The organism is Cohnella abietis, from assembly GCF_004295585.1.
In the GTDB taxonomy this organism is placed as follows: Bacteria; Bacillota; Bacilli; order Paenibacillales; family Paenibacillaceae; genus Cohnella; species Cohnella abietis.
The window spans coordinates 3462222-3489211 of record NZ_AP019400.1 but is presented as its reverse complement, the minus strand read 5'-3'; the positions used below and the strand labels follow the sequence as shown (position 1 = coordinate 3489211).

22 protein-coding genes are annotated in these 26990 nt (G+C 47.7%); all 22 read right to left on the bottom strand.

Annotation, left to right across the window (positions count from 1 at the left end):
* Positions 1-49: 49 nt before the first annotated feature.
* The 22 genes from glnA to KCTCHS21_RS14895 all read right to left on the bottom strand — a co-directional run bounded on the left by glnA (position 50) and on the right by KCTCHS21_RS14895 (position 26948).
* Positions 50-1378 (bottom strand): type I glutamate--ammonia ligase, encoded by a 1329-nt coding sequence (gene glnA / locus KCTCHS21_RS15000; RefSeq protein ID WP_130609687.1) that lies wholly within the window; start codon positions 1376-1378, stop codon positions 50-52.
* 30 nt (positions 1379-1408) lie between these two features.
* Positions 1409-1822: a MerR family transcriptional regulator gene (locus KCTCHS21_RS14995; RefSeq protein WP_130609685.1), complete on the bottom strand. Its 414-nt coding sequence runs from the start codon at positions 1820-1822 to the stop codon at positions 1409-1411.
* Positions 1823-1938: 116 nt separating this feature from the next.
* Positions 1939-3207: a methionine gamma-lyase family protein gene (locus KCTCHS21_RS14990; protein ID WP_130609683.1), complete on the bottom strand. Its 1269-nt coding sequence runs from the start codon at positions 3205-3207 to the stop codon at positions 1939-1941.
* 25 nt (positions 3208-3232) lie between these two features.
* Positions 3233-4531 carry a GTPase HflX gene (gene hflX / locus KCTCHS21_RS14985; protein WP_130609681.1) on the bottom strand — a complete coding sequence of 433 codons (1299 nt, stop codon included), beginning with the start codon at positions 4529-4531 and terminating at the stop codon, positions 3233-3235.
* Positions 4532-4557: 26 nt separating this feature from the next.
* The gene (locus KCTCHS21_RS14980) at positions 4558-5544 is read right to left on the bottom strand and encodes an AAA family ATPase (protein WP_130609679.1); all 987 of its coding nucleotides are present in this window, start codon (positions 5542-5544) and stop codon (positions 4558-4560) included.
* Positions 5545-5618: 74 nt separating this feature from the next.
* Positions 5619-6200 carry a YdcF family protein gene (locus KCTCHS21_RS14975; RefSeq protein WP_232058200.1) on the bottom strand — a complete coding sequence of 194 codons (582 nt, stop codon included), beginning with the start codon at positions 6198-6200 and terminating at the stop codon, positions 5619-5621.
* Between the two features lie 83 nt (positions 6201-6283).
* Positions 6284-6844, bottom strand: coding sequence for a ribonuclease FAU-1 family protein (locus KCTCHS21_RS14970; protein WP_130609677.1), 561 nt, complete (start codon positions 6842-6844; stop codon positions 6284-6286).
* 195 nt (positions 6845-7039) lie between these two features.
* Positions 7040-9499, bottom strand: a complete 2460-nt coding sequence (locus KCTCHS21_RS14965; protein WP_130609675.1) for a transglycosylase domain-containing protein — start codon at positions 9497-9499, stop codon at positions 7040-7042.
* A gap of 194 nt (positions 9500-9693) precedes the next feature.
* Complete coding sequence (gene hfq / locus KCTCHS21_RS14960) at positions 9694-9936, bottom strand: RNA chaperone Hfq (RefSeq protein ID WP_120974560.1); 243 nt, start codon at positions 9934-9936, stop codon at positions 9694-9696.
* A gap of 30 nt (positions 9937-9966) precedes the next feature.
* Positions 9967-10956, bottom strand: coding sequence for a tRNA (adenosine(37)-N6)-dimethylallyltransferase MiaA (gene miaA / locus KCTCHS21_RS14955; protein WP_130609673.1), 990 nt, complete (start codon positions 10954-10956; stop codon positions 9967-9969).
* A complete protein-coding gene (locus KCTCHS21_RS14950; protein WP_130609671.1) occupies positions 10946-11722 on the bottom strand; it encodes a class I SAM-dependent methyltransferase in 777 nt (258 codons plus the stop codon). The genes miaA and KCTCHS21_RS14950 overlap by 11 nt, the downstream gene beginning before the upstream one ends.
* Positions 11719-13644, bottom strand: coding sequence for a DNA mismatch repair endonuclease MutL (gene mutL / locus KCTCHS21_RS14945; protein ID WP_130609668.1), 1926 nt, complete (start codon positions 13642-13644; stop codon positions 11719-11721). Before mutL ends, KCTCHS21_RS14950 begins: the two co-directional genes overlap by 4 nt.
* A 44-nt stretch (positions 13645-13688) precedes the next feature.
* Entirely contained in the window at positions 13689-15110 is a 1422-nt protein-coding gene (locus KCTCHS21_RS14940) for a S41 family peptidase (protein WP_130609665.1), read from the bottom strand.
* The gene (gene mutS / locus KCTCHS21_RS14935; protein WP_130609662.1) at positions 15110-17776 is read right to left on the bottom strand and encodes a DNA mismatch repair protein MutS; all 2667 of its coding nucleotides are present in this window, start codon (positions 17774-17776) and stop codon (positions 15110-15112) included. Before mutS ends, KCTCHS21_RS14940 begins: the two co-directional genes overlap by 1 nt.
* A 124-nt stretch (positions 17777-17900) precedes the next feature.
* Positions 17901-18926, bottom strand: coding sequence for a type 2 isopentenyl-diphosphate Delta-isomerase (gene fni / locus KCTCHS21_RS14930; RefSeq protein WP_331872354.1), 1026 nt, complete (start codon positions 18924-18926; stop codon positions 17901-17903).
* Between the two features lie 56 nt (positions 18927-18982).
* Complete coding sequence (locus KCTCHS21_RS14925; protein ID WP_130609656.1) at positions 18983-20458, bottom strand: phytoene desaturase family protein; 1476 nt, start codon at positions 20456-20458, stop codon at positions 18983-18985.
* Positions 20455-21648: a glycosyltransferase family 2 protein gene (locus KCTCHS21_RS14920; protein WP_130609653.1), complete on the bottom strand. Its 1194-nt coding sequence runs from the start codon at positions 21646-21648 to the stop codon at positions 20455-20457. The genes KCTCHS21_RS14925 and KCTCHS21_RS14920 overlap by 4 nt, the downstream gene beginning before the upstream one ends.
* Positions 21624-22382: a lysophospholipid acyltransferase family protein gene (locus tag KCTCHS21_RS14915; RefSeq protein WP_130609650.1), complete on the bottom strand. Its 759-nt coding sequence runs from the start codon at positions 22380-22382 to the stop codon at positions 21624-21626. Before KCTCHS21_RS14915 ends, KCTCHS21_RS14920 begins: the two co-directional genes overlap by 25 nt.
* The gene (locus KCTCHS21_RS14910; protein WP_130609647.1) at positions 22351-23103 is read right to left on the bottom strand and encodes a carotenoid biosynthesis protein; all 753 of its coding nucleotides are present in this window, start codon (positions 23101-23103) and stop codon (positions 22351-22353) included. Before KCTCHS21_RS14910 ends, KCTCHS21_RS14915 begins: the two co-directional genes overlap by 32 nt.
* Complete coding sequence (locus tag KCTCHS21_RS14905; RefSeq protein WP_130609644.1) at positions 23100-23960, bottom strand: phytoene/squalene synthase family protein; 861 nt, start codon at positions 23958-23960, stop codon at positions 23100-23102. Before KCTCHS21_RS14905 ends, KCTCHS21_RS14910 begins: the two co-directional genes overlap by 4 nt.
* A complete protein-coding gene (locus tag KCTCHS21_RS14900) occupies positions 23935-25407 on the bottom strand; it encodes a phytoene desaturase family protein (protein ID WP_130609641.1) in 1473 nt (490 codons plus the stop codon). Before KCTCHS21_RS14900 ends, KCTCHS21_RS14905 begins: the two co-directional genes overlap by 26 nt.
* Positions 25398-26948, bottom strand: a complete 1551-nt coding sequence (locus tag KCTCHS21_RS14895; protein ID WP_130609638.1) for a phytoene desaturase family protein — start codon at positions 26946-26948, stop codon at positions 25398-25400. The genes KCTCHS21_RS14900 and KCTCHS21_RS14895 overlap by 10 nt, the downstream gene beginning before the upstream one ends.
* Positions 26949-26990 lie beyond the last annotated feature (42 nt).

Here is a 26990-nt window from a genome sequence, read left to right as displayed (position 1 = left end):
ATACAAGGCTGCTCAAAAGTTTTCACCTTTGAACAGCCCCTATTAGCTTTTAGTACATCGTAAGGTACTGATCACGTTCCCATTGATGGACTTGTGTTCGATACATATCCCACTCGATTTCCTTAAGCTCGTAGAAATGGCTTAGTGCATGATCGCCAAGCACGTCGCAGATGATGTCATCACGAAGCAACTCCGTTAGAGCTTCCTTAATGTTAATCGGCAAGCTAGGAATTCCAGCTTCTAGACGCTCTTCCTCGCTCATTACGTAGATATTGCGATCTACTGGAGCTGGAATTGGTAGCTTATTCGCAATACCATCCAAGCCTGCTTTCAGCATAACAGCAAGCGCCAAGTATGGATTAGCTGCAGGATCTGGATTACGAACCTCGATACGAGTACTCAAGCCACGGGATGCCGGAATCCGAATCATCGGGCTACGGTTACTCGCGGACCAAGCTACATAACAAGGCGCTTCATATCCAGGAACAAGACGTTTGTACGAATTGACCGTAGGATTAGTAATTGCAGCAATACCACGAGCATGCTTAAGTACTCCAGCCATATAATGGCGAGCTTCATTGCTCAAGCCAAGCTTATCATTAGCATCGTAGAATGCATTTTCGTTTCCACGGAACAATGATTGATGGCAATGCATACCAGAGCCATTCATCCCGAACAAAGGCTTAGGCATAAATGTTGCATGCAGCCCATGCTGACGAGCAATCGTCTTCACGACGAGCTTAAATGTCTGAATTTGATCGGCCGCTTTAATTGCCGGAGCGTATTTGAAGTCTATCTCATGCTGTCCCGGTGCAACCTCATGGTGAGAGGCTTCGATCTCAAAGCCCATCTCTTCGAGCATAAGCACGATATCACGGCGACAGTTCTCACCTAAATCCGTAGGGGCAAGATCGAAATATCCACCTTGATCGTTAAGCTCCATAGTCGGATTGCCCTTGTCATCGGTTTGAAACAAGAAAAACTCCGGTTCAGGACCAACATTCATCGTTGAATATCCCATATCTTCAGCCTCTTGAAGAGTACGCTTCAAGATTCCACGTGGATCGCCAGCGAAAGGCGTCCCATCCGGCATATAAATATCACAAATGAGGCGAGCAACCTTATTTTCAGTCACCCATGGAAAGATGACCCAAGTGCTAAGATCTGGATATAAATACATATCGGACTCTTCAATCCGAACATAACCCTCAATTGATGATCCATCAAACATCATTTTGTTATCCAGCGCTTTTTGCAATTGGCTGAACGGGATTTCTACGTTTTTAATCGAACCAAGCAAATCCGTAAATTGCAGTCGGATGAACCTAACGTTCTGTTCTTTAGCAATGCGCGTAATATCTTCACGAGTGTAGGTCATGACAGCCTCCTAGAATGCTTCGTTATGATCTTATTTGTGCTTGAAGAACCGAGAAAGCTCACCTTGAATCAAAGAAACCTGTCCTGGACGTTTACCCGTCATAAGCTCCTGTTTAAGCATCCGATGAAGCTGAGTGTCGGTCATCTCACGTCTCTTAACCTCAGACATTTCGTTAATAATTGTTCCGTCGTTCTCATCTTGCCCTACCGGATTCATCACTTGCTTGATCCCGGCAATATTGACGCCCTTCTCAATCAAAGCTTTAATTTCCATTAAACGTTCAACATCATTAAATGAAAACAAGCGTTGATTACCGTCTGTACGCGCTGGTTGAATGAGTTCATGCTGTTCATAATAACGAATCTGGCGGGCGGTCAGGTCGGTCAGCTTCATTACGATGCCAATCGGAAACAACGCCATATTCCTGCGAATCTCGTCGCCCATGTCATACCAACCTTCCAGCTAACTGTGTTGTGATTGAAATCACTTTCATTGTAACCTTGCTACAAAAACATGTCAAGACATGTAAGGTTTATGTGTGAGGTTTCAGACAACATAGCCTATAGATACCCACGCGTTTTGAACTCCTGTAGCGCTTGCTTGACGGCAAACTTCACATGAGCGTAAGTTAGCCCCCCCTGCATGTAAGCAATATAAGGCTCACGCACTGGCGCATCGGCCGACAGCTCTAAACTGCCACCTTGAATGAAGGTCCCCGCCGCCATAATTACAGGATGCTCATAACCGGGCATATCCCAAGGCTCAGGTACGACATGTGAGTCAACGGCTGCAGCCTTCTGTACGGATTGAACGAAATGGATCAGCGGATCGGCTGATGGAAAACGAATCGCTTGGATCAAATCCGTTCTTTGATCATCCCAGCGCGGATGTGTTTCAAATCCTCGGTTTGCGAATACCGCCGATGCGAATATACTTCCCTTAACCGCTTGTCCTACTAATAATGGGGCAAGAAATAATCCTTGGTATATGGAACGGGTTGTACCTAACATGGCACCGACCTCACCACCAATACCTGGGGCAGTCATTCTATAAGCCGCCAGCTCCACTAGCCGCTCTTTTCCTGCAATATAACCACCACTAGTGGCTATTCCTCCACCGGGATTTTTTATCAATGAGCCCGCAATGAGATCGACTCCTACTTGCGTAGGCTCCAGAACCTCAGTGAACTCACCGTAGCAATTATCTACGAATATGATTCCATCCTCACGCAAAGCCTTTAACCGAGGAACCATCGCCCCGATTTGCTCAACAGTGAAGGAAGGTCTCCAGTCATAGCCCCTAGAGCGCTGAATGGCAAACACCTTTGTTCGTTCTGTTACTGCCGCTGACACACCTTCCCAGTCGACACTTCCATCCGCTAACAAGGGAACAATCTTGGTCGTAACGCCCCAATCGGCTAACGAGCCCAAGCCATCCCCTGGTTTGCCAATGACCTTATGGAGAGTATCGTATGGGCGTCCCGTTACGAACAACAGCTCGTCACCTGGACGCAACACCCCGAATAGCGCCGCGGAGATCGTATGTGTACCCGAAACCAAATGAGGCCTGACGATTGCGGCTTCAGCACCGAACACATCTGCATAAACCAAATCCAACACTTCACGTCCACGATCATTGTAACCATAGCCCGTAGAAGCGGCAAAATGATAATCACTCACCTTATGCTTCTGAAAGGCTTGGATAACCTTCCATTGGTTCTTCTCGACTATTTTATCCATAATTCTAAACTGCGGTGAAACCAGCTGCTCCGCTTCGTCCGCCCATTGCTCCCATTGCTCTTCAAACTCTAACTGTATGTTGCCCTGCATGATGGACTTCCTTTCGCCTTATAAACTAAGCCTCTTGCTCTACTACACGATAGGGCTCTAGTGCGCGCCCTGATTTCTCCATATCGGTCGGATTTACTCTCACTGTTAGAAGAAGTAAATCCTCCTCCGTATCCTGCTCAATGACTTCTCCGACCCTGTATACGAGCGCTGCCAAATCTCCACGAGACGCCGGAATTCGGAATAGAGCGACATCGCCCAATATTCTGTCCTCGATTGCTTCCCTTAAATGCAGCATATCCTGGTCATTAAAGGAGCTCACACGAATAGTATCCTGCCCTCCGGAAAGCATAGACAAGGCTTCCTCAGAGCTTACATCAATTTTATTATAAACGACAAGTATGGGCGTCCCGCCCGCGCCAAGCTCCTGCAGTACCTCTTCAACGACCTTTTTTTGCCGTTCTCTCATCGGAGATGAGGTGTCTACGACATGCAGCAGCAGATCCGCTTCCCCCGCCTCCTCCAACGTGGCGCGAAATGCAGCAACCAAATCATGAGGAAGGTTCTGGATGAAACCAACCGTGTCCGTAAGTATAATCTCTTTGCCGCTCGGCAGGATCAGATTGCGTGAGGTTGGATCCAATGTAGCAAAGAGCTTATCTTCTGCCAACACATCCGCTTCCGTTAGCTGCCTAAGTAAAGTAGACTTCCCCGCATTCGTGTAGCCGACAAGCGCTACCTGCACTACGCCGGCTTTACGCCGGCGCTCGCGGTGAAGGTTGCGAGTAGCAGTTACAGTATCCAGTTGACGCTTAAGCTCCGTAATTCTATCCCGAATGTGACGACGATCTGTCTCCAGCTTCGTTTCCCCTGGACCTCTTGTTCCAATACCGCCGCCTAGTCTAGACAGATTTTTCCCTTGTCCAGATAGCCTTGGTAGCAAATAAGAAAGCTGCGCCAGCTCGACCTGCAAAATACCTTCTCGGGTTTTGGCGCGACCTGCGAATATATCTAGGATCAGCTGCGTTCTGTCGATGATTTTCATATCCAATGTTTCTTCTAGATTGCGGACTTGTGCGCCAGACAGCTCCTGATCGAATATCGCAGTCGTTGCTCCTGTTTCCTCGGCTAATGCATGAATTTCCTGCGCTTTTCCTTTACCTACAAAATATTTCTTATCAGGAACCTCTAGATTTTGCATAATAGAATCAACAACCTCAACACCTGCCGTTTCCGCTAACGATGCCAACTCATCCAGCGAATGCTCAGGATCGGCGCCTGATCTTTTGACCTTATCCGTTACAAGACTAACCAATATCGCTTTCTCGCGATCTGCTGTGCCTGTTTCATACGTGCTTTGTCTCATCAACATGACCCTCTCTCTATGTAAACTTAAAGACTGCGAACGTCTTCCGGTCGTAGCGCCATGAGCTCCTGTCTACCAGGAGAAACCGATGGATACTGGGAAAGCAAACGAACGGCCTGATAGCGAATTGCCCGCTCCAATACGTTTCGTACATATCTGGCATTGCTAAAATCGTAGATGGATTCTGTCTTCTCCTGTATAAGAAGCTGACGGAGCTTGAACAAGGTTTGGGGAAGCAGCGTATAATCCCGTTCCTTAGTCATTCCTTCTGCAATTTGGACGAGCTGATCAACCGTATAATCGGGAAACTCCATCTGAATAGGAAATCGCGAAGGAAGTCCGGGATTGGTCATAATAAAAGCATCGATCTCTAACGTATATCCAGCTAATATGAGCACAAATTGATTTTTGTAGTCCTCCATCGCCTTGACCAAAGTATCGATAGCTTCTTTTCCAAAATCCTTCTCCCCGCCACGCGCCAAGCTATAAGCTTCGTCTATAAACAACACACCGCCGAGTGACTTTTTGACAAGCTCTCGTGTCTTCTGCGCTGTATGCCCAATATACTCCCCTACAAGATCTGCCCGTTCAACCTCGACAAGATGTCCTTTAGCCAGTAATCCCATACTTTGAAATAGCTTTGCAAGCAGCCTAGCTACCGTCGTTTTTCCAGTGCCCGGATTTCCCTTAAAGATCATATGGTAAACGTGGGCTTGAGCCTGCAAACTCGCTTCACTGCGGTATTGCATAATTTGCAGCAACGCATATATTTCGTAAACCAGCTCTTTAATATTATCCAGCCCGACCATCCGGTCAAGCTCCTTTTGCCATTCTACCCATGGCCCGGTTTGGGGCAACAATCTGTTGCTCCCATTAGAATCCACTGTTCCAGTCGCTGAGCCCGCCACAGAGTCATGCTCCGAATTACGCAAGATGACGTTAATTTGCCGGGAGGGCCTTTGTTGAGCGGCCGAAGCTTCCCTAACGTCCGATGTGCTCGCTTTAGCGTTCATGACGTTTCACCCCATATGGCTTGTGTCGACGAATTTGCCGCAATACCAATGTATTCCGTTCGTCCGATCCCTAGTCATAGGAACAGCTTCATACCTAACCATTTTGTATAAGCTAATATTTCTCGTGTCACATGATAGGACATCTTAAGCACCTTGGAGTCCGTCACGCTAACCTGAACAGGATCGTAGCCAAGCTTCTTAGCAATGTTCTCCGCCCGTGACCCGTGATAGCTATGAGTAACAATAACCGCTGTTTTCCAATCCTGCTGCTCCATAATTTCTTGTGAGAAAAGCAGATTCTCATATGTACTTCTTGAGAGGGTATCCATTTCAATTGCCTGTTCAGGAACGCCTTTCTCGAGCAAATAATTGCGCATTCCTTCTGCTTCAGTCAAGGTTGCACCATTGTCATCCAAGCCACCTGTTACGATAAAATGCTTAAAAGCACCAGCATGGTACAGCTTTAAGCTTTGATCTAACCTCTCACGTAAGCCAGGACTTGGTGCGTTGTTCCATAGTGTGGCACCTAGAACAATGCCCACGTCAGCTTTCATAGCACTCTCGTTCTCAGACGTTCCATGGTAGCTCGTTATCAGGTAATAAAGTGATCCGCACCAAGTCATGAACGCAACCAGTCCCACCAATACTAACCACAATAATGCTCTGAGCCACCTAGGACGCCTCGGCCTCACAGCGAAGGAAGGGGAGGCAGATACCCTCCCTTTATTAAACCCGTACATCAAATAGTTCCTTTCTCCCATCCCAGCTTATCAAGCAGCACTCGTCTATGAGTCAAGCTGAGATCAAAATACGGAAATTTATTCTGGTTAATGAGCTCCATAAGTCTTCCCGCCGTCTTCTGTGCCATCGCAGAATCCTTCGCCGTAATTTGCCCTTCATCCAAAGCCTCTTCCAGCTCATCCTCATCCAGCAGCAGCTTTTCACCCGTCGGCAGAACAACGATATCGAGAAATAGATCATCAAACCACGGAACCTGTTGATCCGTTAATCCTTGGACCTTGCATATATCGATATACCACTGCACGACTTGACCTTTGTTATCGAACATCGTAGTAACGACAAAATGCTCTCCCCGTGGAAAATGCTGCATCCATAAGTAACCTTTATCAGCTAAACACATTCTCCGGCCATTGTATTCCTTCCACAAGGGGTCACGTAGCTCGTGAATTCGATACAAAGTAACGAAGCCCCTGAAATGGGCATCATCCATCGGAATACATGCATAGCTTTTCTTTAATATACGGCGCCAATTAGCGCGATCGGAAAATTTACGTTTCATGCCTACTTTCCTTTCCGTTTATCCAACCTTAGTGATAATGCCCGTGCTGCCGATTAGACAGCTCAATATATAAAGAGCTTACCACAAGTTGCCTTTCCGAACCAGTTGAGCGCGTCCCCAGCAAACGTAATAAAAGCAGCTGATCGTCTTTCAGATCAGCTGCTTTTATGGGACGCTCATCAAGCATCAAATTCGTTAACCCGCAGGAGGACTGGCAGGTGTATCACCGATTGGCGTTTCACTTGGATTGTTGGTTGGTGTAGGGCTCGGTGTTGGACTCGGGGTTGGACTTCCCCCAGGAACTACAATCTCTATCGGCGGTGACTCTGGTGGCGATTCAGACTCCTCTGGGGGATCAACCTCCCCACCTTCTTCTCCAGGTGGAGGCGTGGCCTCGAGACCTGTCGTAACTGTAATAGTCACCTTCTCTGACGGTGCACTCTCCATTTTCTTGGATGCTTGGTACGCTGTTACGTAATAGGTTATCACCTGATCCGGCAATATCGCGTAATCGTCGTACGACGGATCAGCGGTTTCTGCAATCTTTCTGAAATCTGCTTCACCGTTTACCTTGCGATAGATTTTGTATGTCATCCCCTCATTAGCTACAGGGGACCAGGTAAGCTCGACGGACACCTGCTCTGGGGAATACGCGGCTATTAAGCCGTTAATTCCCGCAAGCTTCTCATCATCCTTCAAGCCCGAAGGAATAGGGAAGCTCTTGTGTTTCACGCCTTCCATAGCTTTGGACATTACCGCAGAGAACATGGCTGCAGCCTGACCACTGCTTTTCTTCAAATAGTGATCCTTGTCTGTTTTGTCATAGCCATACCATACTGCAGCCGTCCACTCCGGCGTATAGCCAACGAACCAAACATCACGGTTTCCAGTTGTCTTAAAGTTAGGGATACCAGCCTGCGTAGTTCCTGTCTTCCCTGCGATTGGGCGTCCACCGAAATTAGCACGTACGCCAGTTCCGCCCTTCTGTACGACGCCCTGTAGAAGCTGAGTAACGTAATACGCCGTATTCTCACTCATAACCCTCGTAGCACTGGACTCGTCGTATTCGTATACCTTCTTGCCTCTGCTGTCTTCGATCTTTAAGATACTGTGCGGGTCTTGAAGAGTTCCGCCATTGGCGAACGCACCGTATGCTCTTACCATCTGCACGGGAGTTACGCCACGATACAGACCTCCCAGTGCAGTCGAAAGGTTTCGATCTTCTTTTTCCAGCTTAATTCCTAGCTTCTCCGCGAATGAGAGTCCTTTGCTAATTCCAATCTCATTCAGCAGCCATACTGCAGATGCATTACGCGATTCTTTAATCGCTTGCTTCATGGGTATCGTTCCTAAATAGTTCCCATTGGAATTCGAAGGACAATAATTCCCATAACATTTCTTAACATCCTGTACCGTCGACCACGGATAATAATCCCCTGTATCAATAGCTGCACCGTAGTCTACGATTGGCTTGAATGATGAGCCAGGCTGACGTTGCTGCGTAACGCGATTTAACCCTTGTATCTGGTAATCACGACCGCCGACCATAGCGATTAAAGATCCGTCATACTGGTCCATAATGACCATAGAGCCTTGAACGAGTCTCTCATCCTTACTTGTCTCAAACCTCTCGGCATTGGCGAATTCATTCTCCATTGCTGTTTGAGCCTTCGTATTAATCGTTGTCGTAATGCGATAGCCCGCACTCCGCAGCTCTTCCTCACTAAGTCCGGTTTTCTCGATTGCCTCATCTAGCACATAATCTACATAAGTGAGGTATTTACCTGTTTGGCCTGACGCTTTTTTGATATCATAAACGACCTTAGCCGCTGCTTCCTTTTCCTCTAAGCTAATAAGCCCTTGATCGTACATAAGCTTAAGCACGACAGCTCTGCGATCCATCGACCTCTCTGGATTGCTTATCGGATTGTACGTACCTGGTGACTTAGGAATACCGGCTAATGTAGCGATCTGCCACAATTCCAATTTGTCCAAATCAGATACATTAAAATAATATTTAGCAGCCGTCTTTACGCCATATTGTCCTTTACCAAAATAGATCCGGTTCAAATACAGCTCAAGAATCTGTTGCTTGCTCCACTTCCGTTCAAGAGCCAGCGCAATAGATGCTTCTGTTCCTTTACGGAAAATCGTCTTATCTGCATTCAGGAACAGATTTTTAGAGAGCTGCTGGGTGATGGTGCTCGCACCCTCCTTGGCGCTCCGTGCAATGACGTCCTTCACGAGAGCTCTACCAATTCCCAACAAATCAATACCATTGTGCTCGAAAAACCGTTTGTCCTCAGTCGCTACGAAAGCATCCTGTAGCTTTTTCGGAATTTTGTCAAAGGAAACAAATTCACGATTCCCTTCAGAAACATACAGCTTGGCTATTTCCTTGTCGTTCTGATCTACGATGACTGAAGCTTTGTCTAAGTTTAATTTATTTACATTAGCACTAAGAATTCGTTCACCGTTAAGGATAACTAGCAAATAACCTACTACCGCACATACAATTGCAAATAATACTACGAAAAATATCCAAATAAGTACGGCTTTTTTTCTTCCCTTACGAGGTCCCTTGCTCTTTCCTTTCCCTTTAGCCTTGCTGCTCTTGCCTCGTGAGATAGTTCCCTGACCTTCAGGCTGGTTCATCTTGTTCTCCCCTTCTATCCATTACTCTCTCTACTCTCTAATTTACCCAAGTATTATTTCTTAACCCTATTATAGCTCAACTCTCCATAAAGAAAGAACAACCCGGTAAAGGGTTGCTCAGGTGCCGGCCTATTCTGTTAGACGCTTTTTACTAAGCAAAAGTTTCACAATACCGGTAGCTTGGAAACTCTGGATCAGTTATCAGATCCGCTATCCTGTTGCATGAGAGATACATTACGCTGTGGCATAAACGTGCTAATTGCATGTTTGTATACCATTTGTTGACGTCCTTCGCTGTCAATTACGATGGTGAAGTTGTCAAAGGCGCGAACGATACCGCGAATTTGAAACCCATTGGTCAAATAAACAGTTACCGGAATGCTGTCTTTGCGAAGTTGATTAAGAAATGTATCCTGGATGTTAATGGACTTGTTCATTGGCCGTAAACCCCCATCGCCACATCATATTTATGAATAAATATATTCAATGTCAATCAGAAACTTTCCTGCTATTATAGCACAGATCTCTTGAAAAAGTTCGCTCATTTTTTCTTCTTTCTCGATATGAACCCATTCTAATGCTTTCATATGACGAAACCATGAAAGTTGCCGCTTCGCAAAATGCCTTGTATCGCGCTTCAAAATTTCAACCGCAGCGTCATAATCCATCTCTCCAGCTAGATAAGCGACGATCTCCTTATAGCCAAGACCTCTCATAGAAACCGCTTCGCGAGGAATGCCTTCCTTCAGCAAAACACTTACTTCTTCTACTAACCCGGCAGCCATCATATCATCGATTCGTTGCTCTATTCGATGATACAGCTCGGCCCTATCCATAGTCAATCCGATGATACATAAACGATAAGGAGATTTTTTATCATCTCCACGGGATTGGTCCTGCTGCTCGGACAACGGTTTGCCCGTCATATGAAAAACTTCTAACGCACGTATGACTCTGCCTTCATCGTTGTAATGTAGCTTAGCTGCCGTAAGCGGATCAATAACGGCTAAGCGTTCATGCAGCGCCTCGGGACCATTCGTGAGTGCAAAGGCTCGCATCTGTTCTCTGTAAGCTTCATTAACGCCAATATTTTGGAATTGAAACCCATAGCATACAGACTCCACATATAACCCTGTTCCCCCTACAATGAAGGGCAACCGTCCACGGCTATGAATGTCTTGAATTTTTTGTGTGCATAAGCTTTGAAACTCCGACACGGAAAAAGGATGGTCCGGCTCACATATATCAATGAGATGGTGTGGAATACCTTCACGATCTTCAGGCATGAGCTTAGCAGTACCGATGTCCATCCTCCGATATACCTGCATGGAGTCCCCACTAATGATTTCTGCATTTAAGGCTTTAGCTAATTGAAGACTAAGAGCAGTTTTACCTACCGCAGTTGGACCTACCAAGACGAGCAACAGAGGACGATCGTCTGTTTCACTATTCAATATCTATCACCCCGTATGCTACTGACGAGGCAGACGCTCGCACAAGCCTGAAGCCAAGCCGCTCGAATTGTCTGCTGTCGCGATGATCTTTAAGAACAACTTTCTTACGTGCGATGCGAATGGCGTCCTTCACCGCTTCCTCTGTTAACGGCTCCTTGAACGCTTGTGACCGAAGTGGAATAAGCGAGCTCGACATCGTAACTGGCTTCTCAAACATTGGATCGAAATAAATGATATCTACACTTTTATCGTCCATTTTGCTCAGGATATCCTCATATCGTCCTTGATCAACCTGTATAGCGCGCATCGCTTCATCGATATCAGGCAATCCCGTTTCGTAGGTTTGCAGCCCCTCACGGACAATTATATGAAGAACATCCGATGCCTCTAAGGCAACGACTGTACCTTGCTTCCCAACTGCGTAGCTAAAAACAAGCGCATCGGAGCATAAGCCAGCCGTGCAATCCAGCACCTTATCACCTGCGGTAGCTCCTGAAACGGCCAACAAAGTGTCGTTACCGCCGTCTCTTAGCCGTTTAAGTCTGACAAGCGCCATACTCGGGTGATAATAAAATGGATGCTGCCCCTCCTGCAAGAGTCTAACTTCCGTTGGGCTGACGACAACGATCTCATCTGTAGCCCATTTTGTATATAGAGCCCGAATTGTTTTGTTTGAGCGCGGAACATACGTCACCTGCAGCTCGCCTGCCAAACGAATCGCCCGTTCCACGGTAGACTCTTGCGGACGCTCAGATGTGGTTACGATCAAGACGTCACCCGCTTAAACATTTTCTCAAGCTCATAGGTACTGAAGCTGACTACGATTGGGCGACCGTGCGGGCAGGTGTAGGGCTGGCGACATGCACCAAGCCTTTCTAAGAGCTTATCTCCCGCTTCTCTAGTCAGTGCTTGATTAGCTTTAATGGACGCCTTGCATGAGCACATAATGGCTGCTTTCTCCCGCAGCACATGCAGATCTAGACTGCGCTCCTGTATAACCCACTCTGCCATCTCACGAACGACCGCCGCCTCGTCTCCACTCGGAAACCAGTGCGGAACAGCCCGGATGATAAAGGTATTGCCACCGAAGTCCTCCATATATACACCAGCGCTTTGAAAGGCAGCTAGCCGCCCTCTCATTACGGTGCTTTCATCAGGCGCGAACTCAAGGGTCACAGGGAGCAGCAGCTCCTGGCTAGCCTCTTCTTGGCGGCCGAATTTGTCATAATAATATTCATAATGCACCCGTTCATGCGCTGCGTGCTGATCAATTAAATATAAGCCATTGCTGTTCTGGGCTACAATATAAGTTCCATGCAGTTGACCAATCCAGCTTAATTCCGGAAAATGTGGCACCTGAGGCTTCACTTCCGGCGATGCGAAGGCCATTTTCCAAACATCATCAGGAATCTTGTCTGATGTAGGCTTCTCCGACCACGAATATGAAGATGACTTCTCATTAGAAGGGCGGGACCGCTCCTCCTGCTTTGCAGGCCAATCATTTGTTATAGCTGGCTTCGCTTGGTACCCTTCCGTAAATTCATAAGCCGGCTTTGCCTCAGCAATAGCTGGCTCATCTGATTGAACGGCGGCCGCAATCTCTTCCTGCACCGCCTCATTACGAGGAACTTGAAAACGTATTTGATCTTGAACCCAAGCATTCGGCTTAGCCTCTCTAACCGAAGCCCCGGAAGGAATGTAAGCCTCGCTGCTGACCGTATTCTTGATCGCGGTCTCGACAAAAGCGCGCAGCTCGCTCTCCTTGCTGAATCGTACCTCTAGCTTAGCAGGATGCACGTTGACATCGACTAGTGTTGGGTGCATTTTCAGATTAATAACGGCTAATGGGTAACGGTGCAAAGGTAAGAGCGTATGATACGCCTGCATTAGCGGTTGAACGACAGCTTGACTGCGAACGAACCGCCCATTGATCAACACCGTCACAGCGTTGCGATTTGCTCTTGTTTCGATAGGAAGCGCGGTTAAGCCATAGATCGAGTAATCCGGATTCTCTTCCTTTACCTCAATCATAGCCTTCGCTGACGATGTGCCGTAGATCGCTGCGACTACCTGACGGAGATCACCATTTCCCGGTGTGCGCAGCAGCAGATTTCCATTATGGGAAAATGTAAAAGCAATATCAGGTCTGGCAAGCGCTTGGCGATAAATAACATCGGATAGATGACCCAATTCAGTCTGTATCGTCTTCATATATTTAAGCCGGGCAGGCGTATTAAAGAATATATCCTTAACGACCATCTCCGTGCCCTTCGGTGCATTCGTCTCCCTGTTGGAGATGAGTGTGCCGCCTTCAATCTCAATCATCTGAGCCAAGCCGCTATCATCCGTTGCACTAACACATTTCACCTTTGCAACGGCTGCAATACTTGGCAATGCTTCGCCACGAAAGCCTAAAGTGGCAATCTGGAACAGGTCCTTGCCTGTAGCAATCTTACTCGTCGCGTGACGCTGGAATGCGAGCAGTAAATCATCCGGCTGGATGCCTGTCCCATCATCCGCCACACGTAGCAGATTCAGACCGCCTTCCTCTGCAGATACATCGATACGAGAGGCGCCTGCATCGACCGCATTTTCAATCAATTCCTTTAACACAGAAGCCGGTCGCTCGACCACCTCTCCAGCCGCGATCTGATTCGCCAAATGATCATCGAGGGGACGGATAATGCCCATACCGACTCACTCCTTTAGGACATACACGTCCAATAATAATTTGTTTAATTAACCGTTAGAGTTAAGGAATCACCAGCAACGGAGTAGGACAAGCTTGGGTACCATTTTTTCAGTAAAGCAATGTCGATACTCGACTTTCCATCAATAATTTTCAGATGAGAGTCATTGCTCTTAAGAGTTTGGGCTTGGGAGTCATTCGCGAGCGTAATCGAACGATTCTTCGCATCGTAGCTTAAATTGGATTCCAGCAAGGAAGCAGCCAGCTTCATATTGACGTACCAGACGTTCTTATCCTTCCATACCGCTTTCGACTGCGACATCTTCACTCCATTAATAGATAGACTAGCTTTATTCGATACTAGCGACATCTTCTCACCGCCCGCTAACCGGTAAGCGCCAATTAATTGCTCAGCTACCCCATTTACGAACAAATCTGGATATAACCCAACTTTATCAACCTTCCGATCATTAGGCGTGAAATATTCTTGAATCGTCACCTTAAGCTTGCCACCGCTCTTAACAGGAATAATCGATTGTACGACACCTTTACCATAAGTCGTAGTCCCTACAAGCTTAGCGACCCCATAGTCCTGCAAGGCTCCAGACAGCAGCTCAGAAGCGCTAGCCGAATTACCGTTCACCAGAATAATAACAGGATAAGGCTTAGTCGATCCCTCAACCTCTAGCGGCTCATCTGTCCCATCACGATCCCGCATATGGGCAAGAACACCTTCCTCAACAAACAACCCTGCAATTTCTTGAGCCGCATTCACATATCCTCCGCCATTGTTACGAAGGTCTAGCACCAATGAAGTAAGCCCCTTCTCCTCTAGCTTAGCCAGCTGGCTCTTAACCTCACTGCCTGCATCAGAAGTAAAGCCTGATAAAGCTAGGTAGCCAATACCGCTGTCAAGCATTCGTGTCGTCACAACCGGGAGATGTATCGGCTTGCGCGTTATTTTTATTTTCAACACTTTACCGTTCCGATTCACGCTTATTGTTACGACAGAGCCTTCTATCCCACGAAGCTCCTTCTGAACGTCTGCTATCGTTGTGCTCTTAAATAACTTACCACCTGCGCCTACAATCAGGTCACCCGCCTGAACACCGGAAGCCTCAGCAGGGCCTCCAGCAATGACATCCTCTACATAGACGATACCCTTATCTTCAGCCAGAACAATACCTACACCTACGAAGGTTTGCTCTAATGCAGAGTTAAATGCCGCCCATTGCGCATCATCGAAATACTGGGTATAGGGATCATGAAGAGACTCTATCATCGCATTGATTTCCGTATAATTGAGGTCTTCCTCAGAAGGCTTACTAATGTGATATTTCTCAAGAAGCCCACGAACCTCCTGAAGCTGACTGGCGGTCGCTCCAAGAGCGGAAGGAACTCCACAAAGGAATATGGCTAAGGAAAGGAAAAGGGCAAGCGAAATTCGCGATCTTCTGAATAGCTTCATTATTGCTCACCACTTTCAGTTAATTGGTTCCTCGCATCGTTTAACCACTCTAATGCCTGCATAGGAGTCATTCTCATGACGTCAAGCTTCCTAAGCTTATCAAGCAGCTTATCGTTAGCCGAAGGTTTCTGCGACTTAGCTGGTGCCGAAGAGTCGGCAAACATGGACAATTGAACAACGCCGATCGCAGGAGCTGCAGCAGCGACTGGTGGAGTAGAGATAGCTTCTACCGCTGTTGCCACTTCCCGTGAAGTCACAATATTCGGAGTATTAATGGACCCATTATCATTAAGCAGCGTGTAGGCGCGTGATACGATCGTTTCTGGCAATCCGGCTAACTGCGCACAATATATCCCATAGCTTGAATCTGCGGCTCCCGGCACTAGCTTGCGAAGGAAGGTAACTCCGTCCGCACTTTCCTTGACCGCCATACAGCCATTTTTCAAGCCAGACAAAGAGCTTTCTAAATGAGCCAATTCGTGAAAATGAGTCGAGACAAGCGCTTTACAGCCGATATGATTATGTACATATTCAATAACCGATTGCGCTATAGCCATCCCCTCATCTGTTGAGGTTCCACGGCCTAATTCATCAATAATAATTAAGCTTCTTTTCGTCGCTTGCTCCGTCATGACCTGAATATCCTTCATCTCGACCATGAACGTGCTTTGGCCTCCGACCAAGTCATCCGCTGCCCCGATACGAGTGAAAATACGATCGACAAACGGTAGAACAGCGCGGCGAGCAGGGACAAAGCAGCCAATCTGAGCCATCAGACAGATCATTGCTACCTGCCTCATATAAGTACTTTTCCCCGCCATGTTAGGTCCGGTAATGAGTAGGATGGAACCATCAGCTGAGGTTAGCGAGGTCTCATTAGCTATAAACACACCATTCTCGTTAACCGATTCAACGACAGGATGGCGACCTTCCTCGATCGTTAGATCATAGCCTTCCCCATCTGTCCAGCTTGGACGAGAATATCTTCGTTCCGCACTCGCTTCAGCGAATGCCTGAAGTACATCTAGTGCCGCTACGCTTTCCGCTAAACGCTGCAGCCTTGCCATCTGACCAGCTATTTCATCGCGCAGAGCAATAAACCGCTCGTATTCCAAATCGAACATGCGGTCTTCCGCCTCTAGAATGAGCGCTTCTTTCTCTTTCAGCTCAGGTGTAACATATCGTTCGGCATTCGCCAGTGTTTGCTTACGTTCATATCGTCCTTCTGGGAGGTTGACGAGATTCGCACGGGTGACTTCCAGATAATAGCCGAACACTTTGTTAAAGCCTATTTTCAACGACTTAATGCCTGTAGCTTCCCGCTCCTGACGCTCAAGCTCAGCAATCCATTGCTTACCGTTCTGACTCGCCTCACGCAGCTCATCGAGCTTCTTATCGTAGCCTGGGCGAATCAGTCCGCCATCCTTGAGAGTGACAGGCGGCTCATCCGAAATCGCACGTTCAATGGCGTCAGCAATATCCTGGCAAGCATCCATCCTGCTAGCAAGCTGAGTAAGCGGCTCTGCTTCGAGGCTTTCACATAGCATTTGAATGGACGGGATTCGTTTCAAGGAATTTTTGAGCGCATTCAGATCACGACCATTAGCTGTGCCATAAGCAATTCTACCCGCGAGCCGTTCCAGATCATATACTTCCCCTAGCTCGTCGCGAAGCTCCTTGCGTTTAATCCAATCCTGATTAAGCGCCTCTACCGCATCCAATCTGCGCTCTGCTTCTTCCCGGTTCAGCAACGGCTGATCAATCCAGCGCTTAAGCAATCGCGCTCCCATAGCCGTACGTGTACGGTCTAATAGCGATAATAAAGAACCCTTGCGGGAACGGTCCCGAACGGTTTCTGTTAGCTCAAGATTTCTTCTGGTAAAGGCATCTAAGGACATATAAGATTCCGAATCATAGGCTTTAACAGATCGAAGATGGGCAAGCGAACGCTTCTGTGTCTCATCTAGGTAAGAGATCAGATGAGCGACTGCCTGCTGTCGAACAGGCTCGTAGGAGCTCCATTGCTCATCAGGAAATTGCTCTGTCAGCTTCTCTAGATCAGCCGTTTCACGAACAGTCGTTAGCAAGCTCCGTGTTGTTAAATTCGTGTCAGCCGTTAAAGCAGCAATAGCTGATTCATCACCAACCGCTTCGGATGGGCGATAAACATTTAAAGTGCTTTTAATAGCTTCAATTGAGTCTGCGAATGAAGTGACGTAGAGCTCACCAGTCGTCAAATCGCAAGCTGCTATGCTAAAGCGACCATTTAATTGCGAGGCTCCAACGATAAAATTGTTCGAAGCATCTCCGAGCATTTTGGAATCCATAACCGTACCCGGAGTGACGATACGCACAATTTCACGCTTTACGACACCTTTCGTGCTAGCTGGATCTTCCACCTGCTCACAAACTGCAACCTTATAGCCCTTATCTATCAATCTAGCAATATAACCTTCAGCGGCATGATGAGGAACACCGCACATTGGTATCCGTTCCTCTTGCCCGGCTCCGCGCCCTGTCAAAGTAATCTCCAGCTCACGAGACGCGGTTATCGCATCCTCAAAAAACATTTCATAGAAATCGCCTAAGCGAAAAAATAATAGAGCATCTGTGGCCGTTGCTTTTACCGACAAATATTGCTCCATCATGGGGGTATATCCAGCCATGGTCTTCCTCCTGCTATCGTATGCCATTAATGATTACTAGTTCGATATCTTATTATAGCAAAAATGGATTAGGACAGGACAGTTTGAGGAAAAAGATTGAGAGTATCACAACATCATACCGACGTTATTCTGCCCTCAGTTGCACAATTCGATTTGTTCTATGTAATTCCTGTAAATTAGCAGCACCAATGCCGAACATCGCTATTCTCAGTTCAAGCTCCAATCGCTCCAGCAATTGGTTCAGCTCAGCTTCAGAATGCACAGCGGGCGCAAGTAATGCGCGGCCGAAAGAAGCCATATTCGCACCGAGCGCTATCGCCTTCGCTGCGTCTACACCACTTACCAAACCGCCGCTTGCAATGAGATAGGTATCAGTTGCTGCTTCGCTAACCTCTACAACACATTGGGCGGTCGGCGTTCCCCAATCTGCGAATGCCTCAGCGGCAGCTTTACTCAGATTATTAGTAGAACGAAACTTCTCAACTTGACTCCAAGAAGTCCCCCCTGAACCTGCAACATCTATAAAAGATACCCCTGCTTCTTTTAGCGCCCTTGCCGTCACGCCATCGATTCCCCAGCCGACCTCTTTAACACCTACGGGAAATTCAGCTACCTTGCATAGTTGCTCAATCTTTCGCAATAGTCCGCCGAAATTGCTGTTCCCGCCCTCCTGGAACACCTCTTGTAGTCCGTTCAAGTGGAGAACAAGAGCGTCCGCATCGGAAAGCTCCACTGCTCTACGGCACTGTTCGATCCCAAAACCATAGTTAAGCTGAACAGCCCCTATATTGGCTATCAAGGGTACGTTCGGTGCATAGGTGCGCACTTGATAGGACGCTGCCGTTGCTGGCTGTTCAATTGCAGCTCGCAAGGAGCCTAACCCCATCGCCCACCCTCTTTTCTCCGCGGCCTCCGCCAGCTTTATATTAATGCGAGCCGCTTCCTCTGTACCGCCTGTCATTGAGCTGATCATTAGCGGCACCTTGATCGCGCGCCCAACAAAATTAGTTGATGTATCGATCGCAGCGTAATCTATTTCAGGCAAAGCCCGATGACGAAAGCGATAGTGCTGGAAACCCGTTCCTCCACCTTTGCTTGTCACATCCTCTTGTAGGCAAATCTCGATGTGCTCCTTTTTCCTACGTTCAATAGTTGTAGGGTACTCCGAGGAGTATTTGGAATCGTATATGATGATAACCTCCTTCTTTATACTCCTGAATGTTTGATCAACGACTCCGCTACCAATTGACCAGACATAGCGACCATCGGCGTGCCGCCACCAGGGTGAGTTGTACCGCCTACGAACCAGAGCCCCGAAATCGGCCCTCTATTGGACGGTCTAGCAAACGTTTGTCGGGGTGAGTTCGACGAAATTCCGTATATCGCTCCGCGATAGGCCGACGTGTCCTGCTTAAGCTGAAGCGGTGTATAGCTCATCCTTACCTCAGCGTCTCTTAATCCTTCAATACCGAGACTTGCTAGCTTGTCTAATATTCGTTCCCCATATTGTTTCGTGAACGGATTGTCCCAGTTAACTAAATCCGACAGGTATGGCGCGTTTACCAGTATGAATAGGTTACTTGCCCCTTCTGGAGCCATCCCTCTCTCTGAATGCCCGGAATGGCATACATAAATGGCTGGATCAGAGGGTGGAACCCGATGTATAAACAAATCCTGAAACTCCTCCGAATAGGTGTTCGGATAAAATACATTATGATGCAGCAATTGTGGGTACTCCTGCTTCACGCCTACTAATTGAACGAATCCTGATAACGAAGGCTCGTATTCCGTAACCTTCTTTCTAGACATGGCTCCACGATCCTTGTCGTCGAGCAGCTCTTCACAAACACTAAGCACATCACCGTTTGCTACAATATAATCCGCATCATAATACCCTTGATCAGTGCTCACACCTACCGCCCTGCCATTTCGCGAAAGGATTCGAGTGACGCGAACTCCCGTCTTAATCGTCACGCCTAGCTCTCTAGCCAAGCGACTGAAGCCTTCCACTATAGCATAAGTGCCACCCTTAACTCCATATATGCCTAGGGCATTTTCCATATGTGGAAGCATACCAAAGATCGCGGGCGCGCTCCAGGGCGAGGATCCCACATAAGTGGCATATCTACCAAACATGGCTATCGTATTCGGATGGTGAAAGTAACGACGTAGTAATTTATCCATCGTCATAAAAGGGCGAACTCTTGCAAAAGCAAGTGCCATACGAGGTTGTAGCTTTTCTTTCCACCCTAGTATCTGGGTCATAAAATTACATTCAGCCAAGCGGTACAAAATCTCGGATTCCTTCATAAACGATTTATATTGAGCAGCATCCTCTAAGCTATACGCACTAATTTGGCTTTCCACGGCCTCCAAATCTGAGGAGAGATCGACTGTGGTACCGTCTGAAAAAATGTTTCGTGTTCCCTCGTTAAGCTTGTAGAGCTGAATGTAGTCTTCCATCTTCCTCCCTGCACTGGTGAACACTCTGCGGAAAGCCTCTGGCATCGTAATCGTACTGGGTCCTCTATCGAAGGTATAATGGCCGAGCTGAATTCTTTGTAGCTTGCCGCCAAGCGTTGGCTGCTGTTCAAGCACTGTAACGGAAAATCCAGCAGTTGCCAATCGAATAGCAGCAGATAGCCCCCCTAGCCCTCCCCCGATGACGACAACTCTTTTCATGAATAGCGCCTCCCCTTCCATACATAACCCTGTCCGTTAGCGGCTGCCCTCCAGGAGGCAATTGCAATACAAATCAAGAGCACAATGGCAGCGGGCAAATACCATGCGAACTTGGCTGGCTGCTTCCCTTGTCTATCTACCCTATACTTAATAGCCACACCCAGCATCCAAGCAACAAAAGCAGGTACTATTCCTAATGAGATAGCCGATTGTAAGCCTTCCAACCCACAGGCAAGACTTCCCATTATGAGCATTATCGGAGGAACGATGTAGAGTAGGCTGTAGAACAACAAGAGGACAATTAACAAGGGCAGATTACGTCCCATTCCAGCGAAAACATTCTTCTTATACCCGTTCCATACTTCCGAGGCGTCGTTATACATTCGTACCGATACGTAATCTGTTATGTCCGCAAGTGTGACGGGCAATCCCGCTCGTTTAACTGCTTTAGCCATTTGCATATCATCTACGAGATGTTCCTTGAATGCAGCGTGCCCGCCGATCTGTCTATAGCTGTCCGAGTGAATAAGCAGAAACGCACCATGCGCAGCCACGAACTTAGGATCAGTAGAATCGCGAACTAGCTTAACCGGCAAGTGACAGGCAATTGTAAAATTCATTAACGGGACTATTAGCTTCTCCATCCAAGATCCCGTTACTTGCCTTGGAAAACCAGTAATAAGACCCTTCTGTTGCTGAAGCGCCATGTCCATTGCATTGGAAAGCGTGCCATCCGATAATCTGGCATCCGCATCAAGAAAAAGCCACCATTCACCATTGGCTTCCTTAGACAGTTGATGGCAGGCGAAGCTCTTTCCCATCCAGCCGTTCGGCTTCTCTGTTCCCTTGATTACTCTCAGACGATTATCTCCCGAACAGGAGACGGAAGCGGCTTCATAAGTGCCATCCTCTGATTGATCATCGAGTACGAGTACCTCTAAAAGCATCGAGCAATCTGCAAGTACAGAGGACACACACTGTCCGATTTGTTCTTCTTCGTTACGTGCGGGAATGAGAACAGATAATAACGGTCTGTCACCGCTATTGTCCTGTTTACTTTCCTGTGAGGTTTCCTTTGTCAGGAGGTCGCCTCTTCGCAAGCCCAGCTTAGGCATTTGACGCAAATTCCACAAAACAAAAAGCAGCTGTAACGCAAGCGTAATGGTTACCGCCCAAAGAACGAGCTCCATTTGGCCACCCCCCGCTTGAATCCATAGAAGGTATCACTAACGGATTGATTGCCCCTCAGTAGGGAGCGGAAATCTGTCTCACTGGCTCTGCCATTGCCCGCAATAACTTGCTTTCTATGCTCCTCTAGCTGCATCTCAAGCATACGCTCTAACGCCGACGTTGCCTCCTTACGGGAAATGTCATCGCACTCCCCTTGCTGAGGACAACCAAAAAACAAAGAAACATCCGGCTTCTGGTGCATCGTCAAGCTATAATAAGCTGTTACAGGCTGAATAACAGCTTCTGGATGCCTCTCTAATAAGTAGGCTGCTCCTCCGGAAAACTTCAGCGGCCTTCGTTCAAGGGGATAGATATCACCTTGAGGAAATAACCATACTGGCTTCCCATCCTTCAGTAAATCTTCCGCATAACGAAGGGATTCCATCACACTTCTTGCTCCCGTTTTGTCGACAGAGAACGCACCGATTTTCCGAAAGAAGGGATAGCGCTTCATCTGAAGCTCGTCCATCATCAGGTAATGCTTTCGACTCGATAATCTCATGACAGCGTGAAACACGACAAGACCATCCCACCAAGAGCTATGATTCATCAAGTAGATGACCGGACGCCCTTCTGCTACGGGATCTATATTCCCTCTAACACCGAAGGAGTGGAAGTTTCTCCTGAGCAAGTAACGATCATTATATAGGGCGAATATTTTCTCAAATCGTAAGCTTCTTTGTGCTTGTATCAATTCTTGCCACTCCTTCCGCTACTGCAGCTCCGATAAGAGCAATGGCTAATGGTATAATCAAGCCATCCTTAATCCCCAACACCCCGAACATCAGAAGGATGAGTTGCATTAGCCTTGCCGCTTCTCTTCTCACTAACCGAGGATGCTTAACGAGAGGGAACACCAGAGACAGCAACGCAGACAAGAGAAACCAACTGATGAAGTTGTTAATCGGAACACCTAAATAAGCTACCACACCCTCGTGATCTGTCCATATCCACATTTCTCTGACAAAGGCTACGGGATCGAGAACAAGATCTATCAAAACCGTCCACAATCCCGTATGCAGAGCCCTTTTCCACCTTGAGTGCCCGTCCGACAGTAGAATTCCATTTAATAGAACTCCTACCCAAGCGCAAGCAATAGCAATCGGCACTCCATCAAGAGCCCAACCGAGTAAAGGAGTATAACTGTAGTCTCCAAAAGGCCACGAAGTCCTTACCCCAATCCACTCTACAAAAAAGGTAATGACCCCCACTGCAATGACGCGCGCCCATAGCTTTCGTTCATCCATAGCCGCTCTACCATATAGCTCAACAGCGTAAATAGCGTAGAGAAGCAAGAAAATTCCGTTAGCAAATCCAAGACTATCGGGTACTCCTACCGAAAGCATGAGCGCCAGTCCGACCGTATACCACCCTAAAAACACTAGCCTTATACTACGGGACATCCGAATGCTCATCGGGCTAGCTCTTTTATGCTCGGCATATATTTCCGCTTGAGGTTATTGAATATCTCTAACTTAGCGGCAGTACCAACGACTGCACGTTTAGAAAACACATCATATCGATTAGCTACAATCTCATCTAATATGGCCCGGTAATATCCTGCTGCCAATTCCACTGAAAAGGCACTCGAAGCGGGATAGGCATCCAAGCGTTGCAAACCGTAATCGAACCATAATCGAGCCAATGAGCTAAGATTGTCAATTAACCCAATGAAGGTGTCATCAACCCGTCCCTCTGCAAATTTCTGAGCCGAGTAGCCCTGCTGATCCATAAGCTCGCGGGGTAAATATCGTCTCCCCCGGAGCTGATCCTCTCCCACGTCCCTGACTATATTAACGATTTGCATAGCCTTGCCTAAATAAATACCTGCTTCAATAACATGCTCTGTTGGGTGGTCATGAAGCACGGGAAGCAGCATCTCTCCAACTGTGCCTGCAACGAGGTAGCAATATTCCTCTAGCTGTGCCACCGTGTCGTAATGCGTCAGCTTTAAATCTCTTCTCTGGCCGATCATCTGACGGATAAATGAACCCGGATCAACAGCAAAATTAGCGAATAACCATCGGAGCGATGGCCAAATGAAATGCCCATTGGACGTCTCCAAGCGTAAAAACTGGCTTTCTAGCTCCTCCAGTGTGAACGGGGATTTCTCTGGTTCATCTACCGAGTTATCGATGAGTCTACAGAATGCATAGATAACGAAGACCGCTTCTTTCCTCGGGGAAGGTAGCAGGCGGAACGCATGGTAAAAGCTAGATGATCCTGTGCGGATCATTTTCTCGCATTTAGCGAGGCAGACTGACAGTTCCATGTTCCCACTCCTTCGATAAATGCTGGGCTAGCATTTTGGCACCTTGCATGACGATTGGAATTCCTCCACCCGGATGGACAGAGGCGCCTACCGCGTATAAGCCTTGTATTGGGTATGGCACGATTTGCGGTCGAAAAGCGGCGGATTGCGTGAGAATTGGGGCTATACCAAAGCTGCCTCCCTGGTAAAGTCCATCAGCAGATGCATCCTCCGGTGTTCGCACGACCATCTGAATCATTGCTTCTCGTAAGCCGGGGAAGGCACGCTGCTGCATATTATCCAGTACATAGTCCACTAAAGCGGGCGTCTCCTCGCTCCAGTTCACCTTACCGATTGAAGGAACAGGAATAAGCACACATAGGACGCTCTCGTCAGAAGGGGCAGCATCAGCATCAATCACAATGGGATTAAACACATAATAAGAAGGCTCGTCCGGCAGCTTACCCTCATCGAAAATATGCCGTAGCTGATCCGTCAGCGATTCCGGCAGGAAAAACTGATGAACAGCTGAGTTCTCCCACCTCTTAGCGACACTAAGATAGACGAGTACGCAGCCTGAGGAAGGAACGAACGATTTGAACCTGGGACGTGCCTTACCTCGCATCAACCCTGATAATCCTGGAAATTCACCATTATAGATAACCGAATCGAATCGGGCCTGCCCGCTACTCGTCACGACACCATGACAGCGACCTTTTTCAACAATTAGCTCATCTATTTCTGTGTCGGTTTGAATATTTACCCCCCTCGAGCGAAGCTCATCCTCAAGTAATAGGGAAAGACCCGCGTATCCACCCTTGAAGTACCAAACACCGTAAGCATGCTCAGCAAAAGGAAGTAATGAGTATAATCCCGGTGAACGGTATGGTGCACCACCTATGTATAACGTTTGCAGGGAGTAAGCATCCTTCAGCTTCTCATCACGGAAGTATTTAGCGGCAACCTCCCTCACACTGCGAAATACTTGAAGCTTGTTTAGCAAAGCGACATTCCGATAATTCCAGAAATCCCGCTTACGCAAGAAAGGACGCTCGAGAAAGGCTTCCTTGCCTTTGCCAAAAACCGTTTCCATCTCCCTCATGAAACGCTTAAATCCATCGCCCTCATGAGGAAATTTCTCTTCCACCTCTTGAGCTTGCCTCGCTGTATCTCTCCATTTGTGAAACACCGTTCCATCTGTATAATGAATACGATGCATCGGATCACATGGAATGAGTGGGATGCGCGACCGCTCCACGCCTGCTTCCTCTAGAATGCTAAGGATCATCTCTGGCAGTAAGACAATCGTTGGACCCTGATCAATTCGGCTAACCCCAATCTGCTGATAGGCGAGTCTCCCACCTAGCTGTCTGTTCTTCTCGTAGAGGGTCACGGAATGACCCTGCTTGGACAGCAAGAGAGCAACAGTCATCCCCCCTATACCTCCACCGACAATGGCTACTTCCATCGGAAAGCCCCCTTTCCACTAGGAACGCTAGATGGAATAGAAGCGGCATAGAGCTTCTGCCGAGCATCCTGCTCGATTAGCAAGCTTGTACTGATTCTCGCAGATTCAAAAATTGTCGGCAGCCCGCTTCCAGGGTGGGTTCCTCCACCAACGAGCCAGCAATTGTCTACCTCTTCGAAGCGGTTATGCGGTCGAAGCATCATCATTTGATCCAAAGAATGAGCAAGGTTAAACGTTGCTCCTCGATATACGCCATGATTGTCACGCCAGCCTAGCGGAGTTAATGACGCTTCTACTTCGATTTGACCGCTAATTCCCTTTAGCTCTGGAAGCTGCTCCATTCGCTTCAGCATCGTTTCGCGTATTCTGCTTTCCTCGTTAACCCAATCGGTCTTGCCCGTGAGGTTAGCAACTGGCATCAAGGCATATAATGCTGTCTTGCCTTCTGGAGCAAGTGTCGAATCAGTAACCCCAGGGTTGTGTATGTAAATGGAAGGGTCCTCTGAAACGCGCTCCCCTGACATCATTTGCTGTACATTGCGGCGGTAATCGTTAGCGAACAGCACTGTATGGTGAGGCAGCTCGATTTTGCGATTGATGCCCATATATAGCATGTAAGTCGAACAGGAATATTTCTTGCGTGCAAGCTTTTCGGGACGATATTTCCGAAGGATTCCCGGCTCGAATAGCTCGTTCATGGCTGTAGCGAAATCAGCATTCAGAATGACATGATCCGCTTCGACCTTCTCCCCATCATCCAGCATTAATCCGATGGCTCGACCGTTGCTTGTTATTACCTTCTTAACGCCAGCTGACAACCGGATTTCACCGCCAAATTCACTGATCACACTGCCCATCGCCTTACAAATCCGATTCACTCCGCCTATGGGATGGTATAAGCCGTATTTGTGCTCTAAGTAGGATAGAATCGTAAATGTACCGGGGCAATCCCAAGGTGACATCCCTAAATATTTGGCTTGAAAGGAAAAGGCGTACTTCAATCGTTCGTCCTTAAAATATCGCGAAAGCCGATCATATACGCTACCCACAGCGTTCAATCTAGGCAAAGCGGATAATAGATCTTTCTTCAAGTAATCCTTTGGGCTGCTGAATGATCGACGGAGCAGCGGGGACACTTTCTCGAATTTCTTCCCCTCTTCTTCCATGAACCGTAAATAACCATCACCGTCGCCAGGAAACAAACGGTCAATCTGCTCCTTAGTGCGCTTACTATCTCGTGAGGGAGAGAATTGCGTTTCGCCAAATTGCAGCCGGTATAGAGGATCAAGCTCGATCAATTGAACGTAATCATGAAGGGATCGGCCAACGGAGTTGAACAACTCCTCCAGCAAGGAAGGCATCAGGAAGAAGGTCGGTCCTCTATCGAAGCGGTAGTCTCCAAGCTCCACCCGGGATGTCCTTCCTCCGAGGGAAGCCTGCTTCTCGAACACCTCAACGGTATAGTCTTGTGCGGACAATAGCATGGCTGCAGCAAGTCCACCAGGTCCGGCGCCTACAATGGCTACTTTGCGTTTCTTCATCGCTCTCTCTCCCTTCAGGTAAATCTTGTAGCGCTATTAAGT

What these genes read in the sequence shown, in the direction of transcription:
- mutL (WP_130609668.1), bottom strand. Translation starts at nt 13,644, where the DNA reads ATGGGCATTATCCGTCCCCTCGATGATCATTTGGCGAATCAGATCGCG.
- mutS (WP_130609662.1), bottom strand. Translation starts at nt 17,776, where the DNA reads ATGGCTGGATATACCCCCATGATGGAGCAATATTTGTCGGTAAAAGCA.
- KCTCHS21_RS14995 (WP_130609685.1), bottom strand. Translation starts at nt 1,822, where the DNA reads ATGGGCGACGAGATTCGCAGGAATATGGCGTTGTTTCCGATTGGCATC.
- KCTCHS21_RS14895 (WP_130609638.1), bottom strand. Translation starts at nt 26,948, where the DNA reads ATGAAGAAACGCAAAGTAGCCATTGTAGGCGCCGGACCTGGTGGACTT.
- KCTCHS21_RS14965 (WP_130609675.1), bottom strand. Translation starts at nt 9,499, where the DNA reads ATGAACCAGCCTGAAGGTCAGGGAACTATCTCACGAGGCAAGAGCAGC.
- KCTCHS21_RS14940 (WP_130609665.1), bottom strand. Translation starts at nt 15,110, where the DNA reads ATGAAGCTATTCAGAAGATCGCGAATTTCGCTTGCCCTTTTCCTTTCC.
- KCTCHS21_RS14925 (WP_130609656.1), bottom strand. Translation starts at nt 20,458, where the DNA reads ATGAAAAGAGTTGTCGTCATCGGGGGAGGGCTAGGGGGGCTATCTGCT.
- KCTCHS21_RS14905 (WP_130609644.1), bottom strand. Translation starts at nt 23,960, where the DNA reads ATGGAACTGTCAGTCTGCCTCGCTAAATGCGAGAAAATGATCCGCACA.
- glnA (WP_130609687.1), bottom strand. Translation starts at nt 1,378, where the DNA reads ATGACCTACACTCGTGAAGATATTACGCGCATTGCTAAAGAACAGAAC.
- KCTCHS21_RS14900 (WP_130609641.1), bottom strand. Translation starts at nt 25,407, where the DNA reads ATGGAAGTAGCCATTGTCGGTGGAGGTATAGGGGGGATGACTGTTGCT.
- KCTCHS21_RS14920 (WP_130609653.1), bottom strand. Translation starts at nt 21,648, where the DNA reads ATGGAGCTCGTTCTTTGGGCGGTAACCATTACGCTTGCGTTACAGCTG.
- KCTCHS21_RS14990 (WP_130609683.1), bottom strand. Translation starts at nt 3,207, where the DNA reads ATGCAGGGCAACATACAGTTAGAGTTTGAAGAGCAATGGGAGCAATGG.
- KCTCHS21_RS14970 (WP_130609677.1), bottom strand. Translation starts at nt 6,844, where the DNA reads ATGAAACGTAAATTTTCCGATCGCGCTAATTGGCGCCGTATATTAAAG.
- KCTCHS21_RS14980 (WP_130609679.1), bottom strand. Translation starts at nt 5,544, where the DNA reads ATGAACGCTAAAGCGAGCACATCGGACGTTAGGGAAGCTTCGGCCGCT.
- hflX (WP_130609681.1), bottom strand. Translation starts at nt 4,531, where the DNA reads ATGAGACAAAGCACGTATGAAACAGGCACAGCAGATCGCGAGAAAGCG.
- hfq (WP_120974560.1), bottom strand. Translation starts at nt 9,936, where the DNA reads ATGAACAAGTCCATTAACATCCAGGATACATTTCTTAATCAACTTCGC.
- KCTCHS21_RS14910 (WP_130609647.1), bottom strand. Translation starts at nt 23,103, where the DNA reads ATGAGCATTCGGATGTCCCGTAGTATAAGGCTAGTGTTTTTAGGGTGG.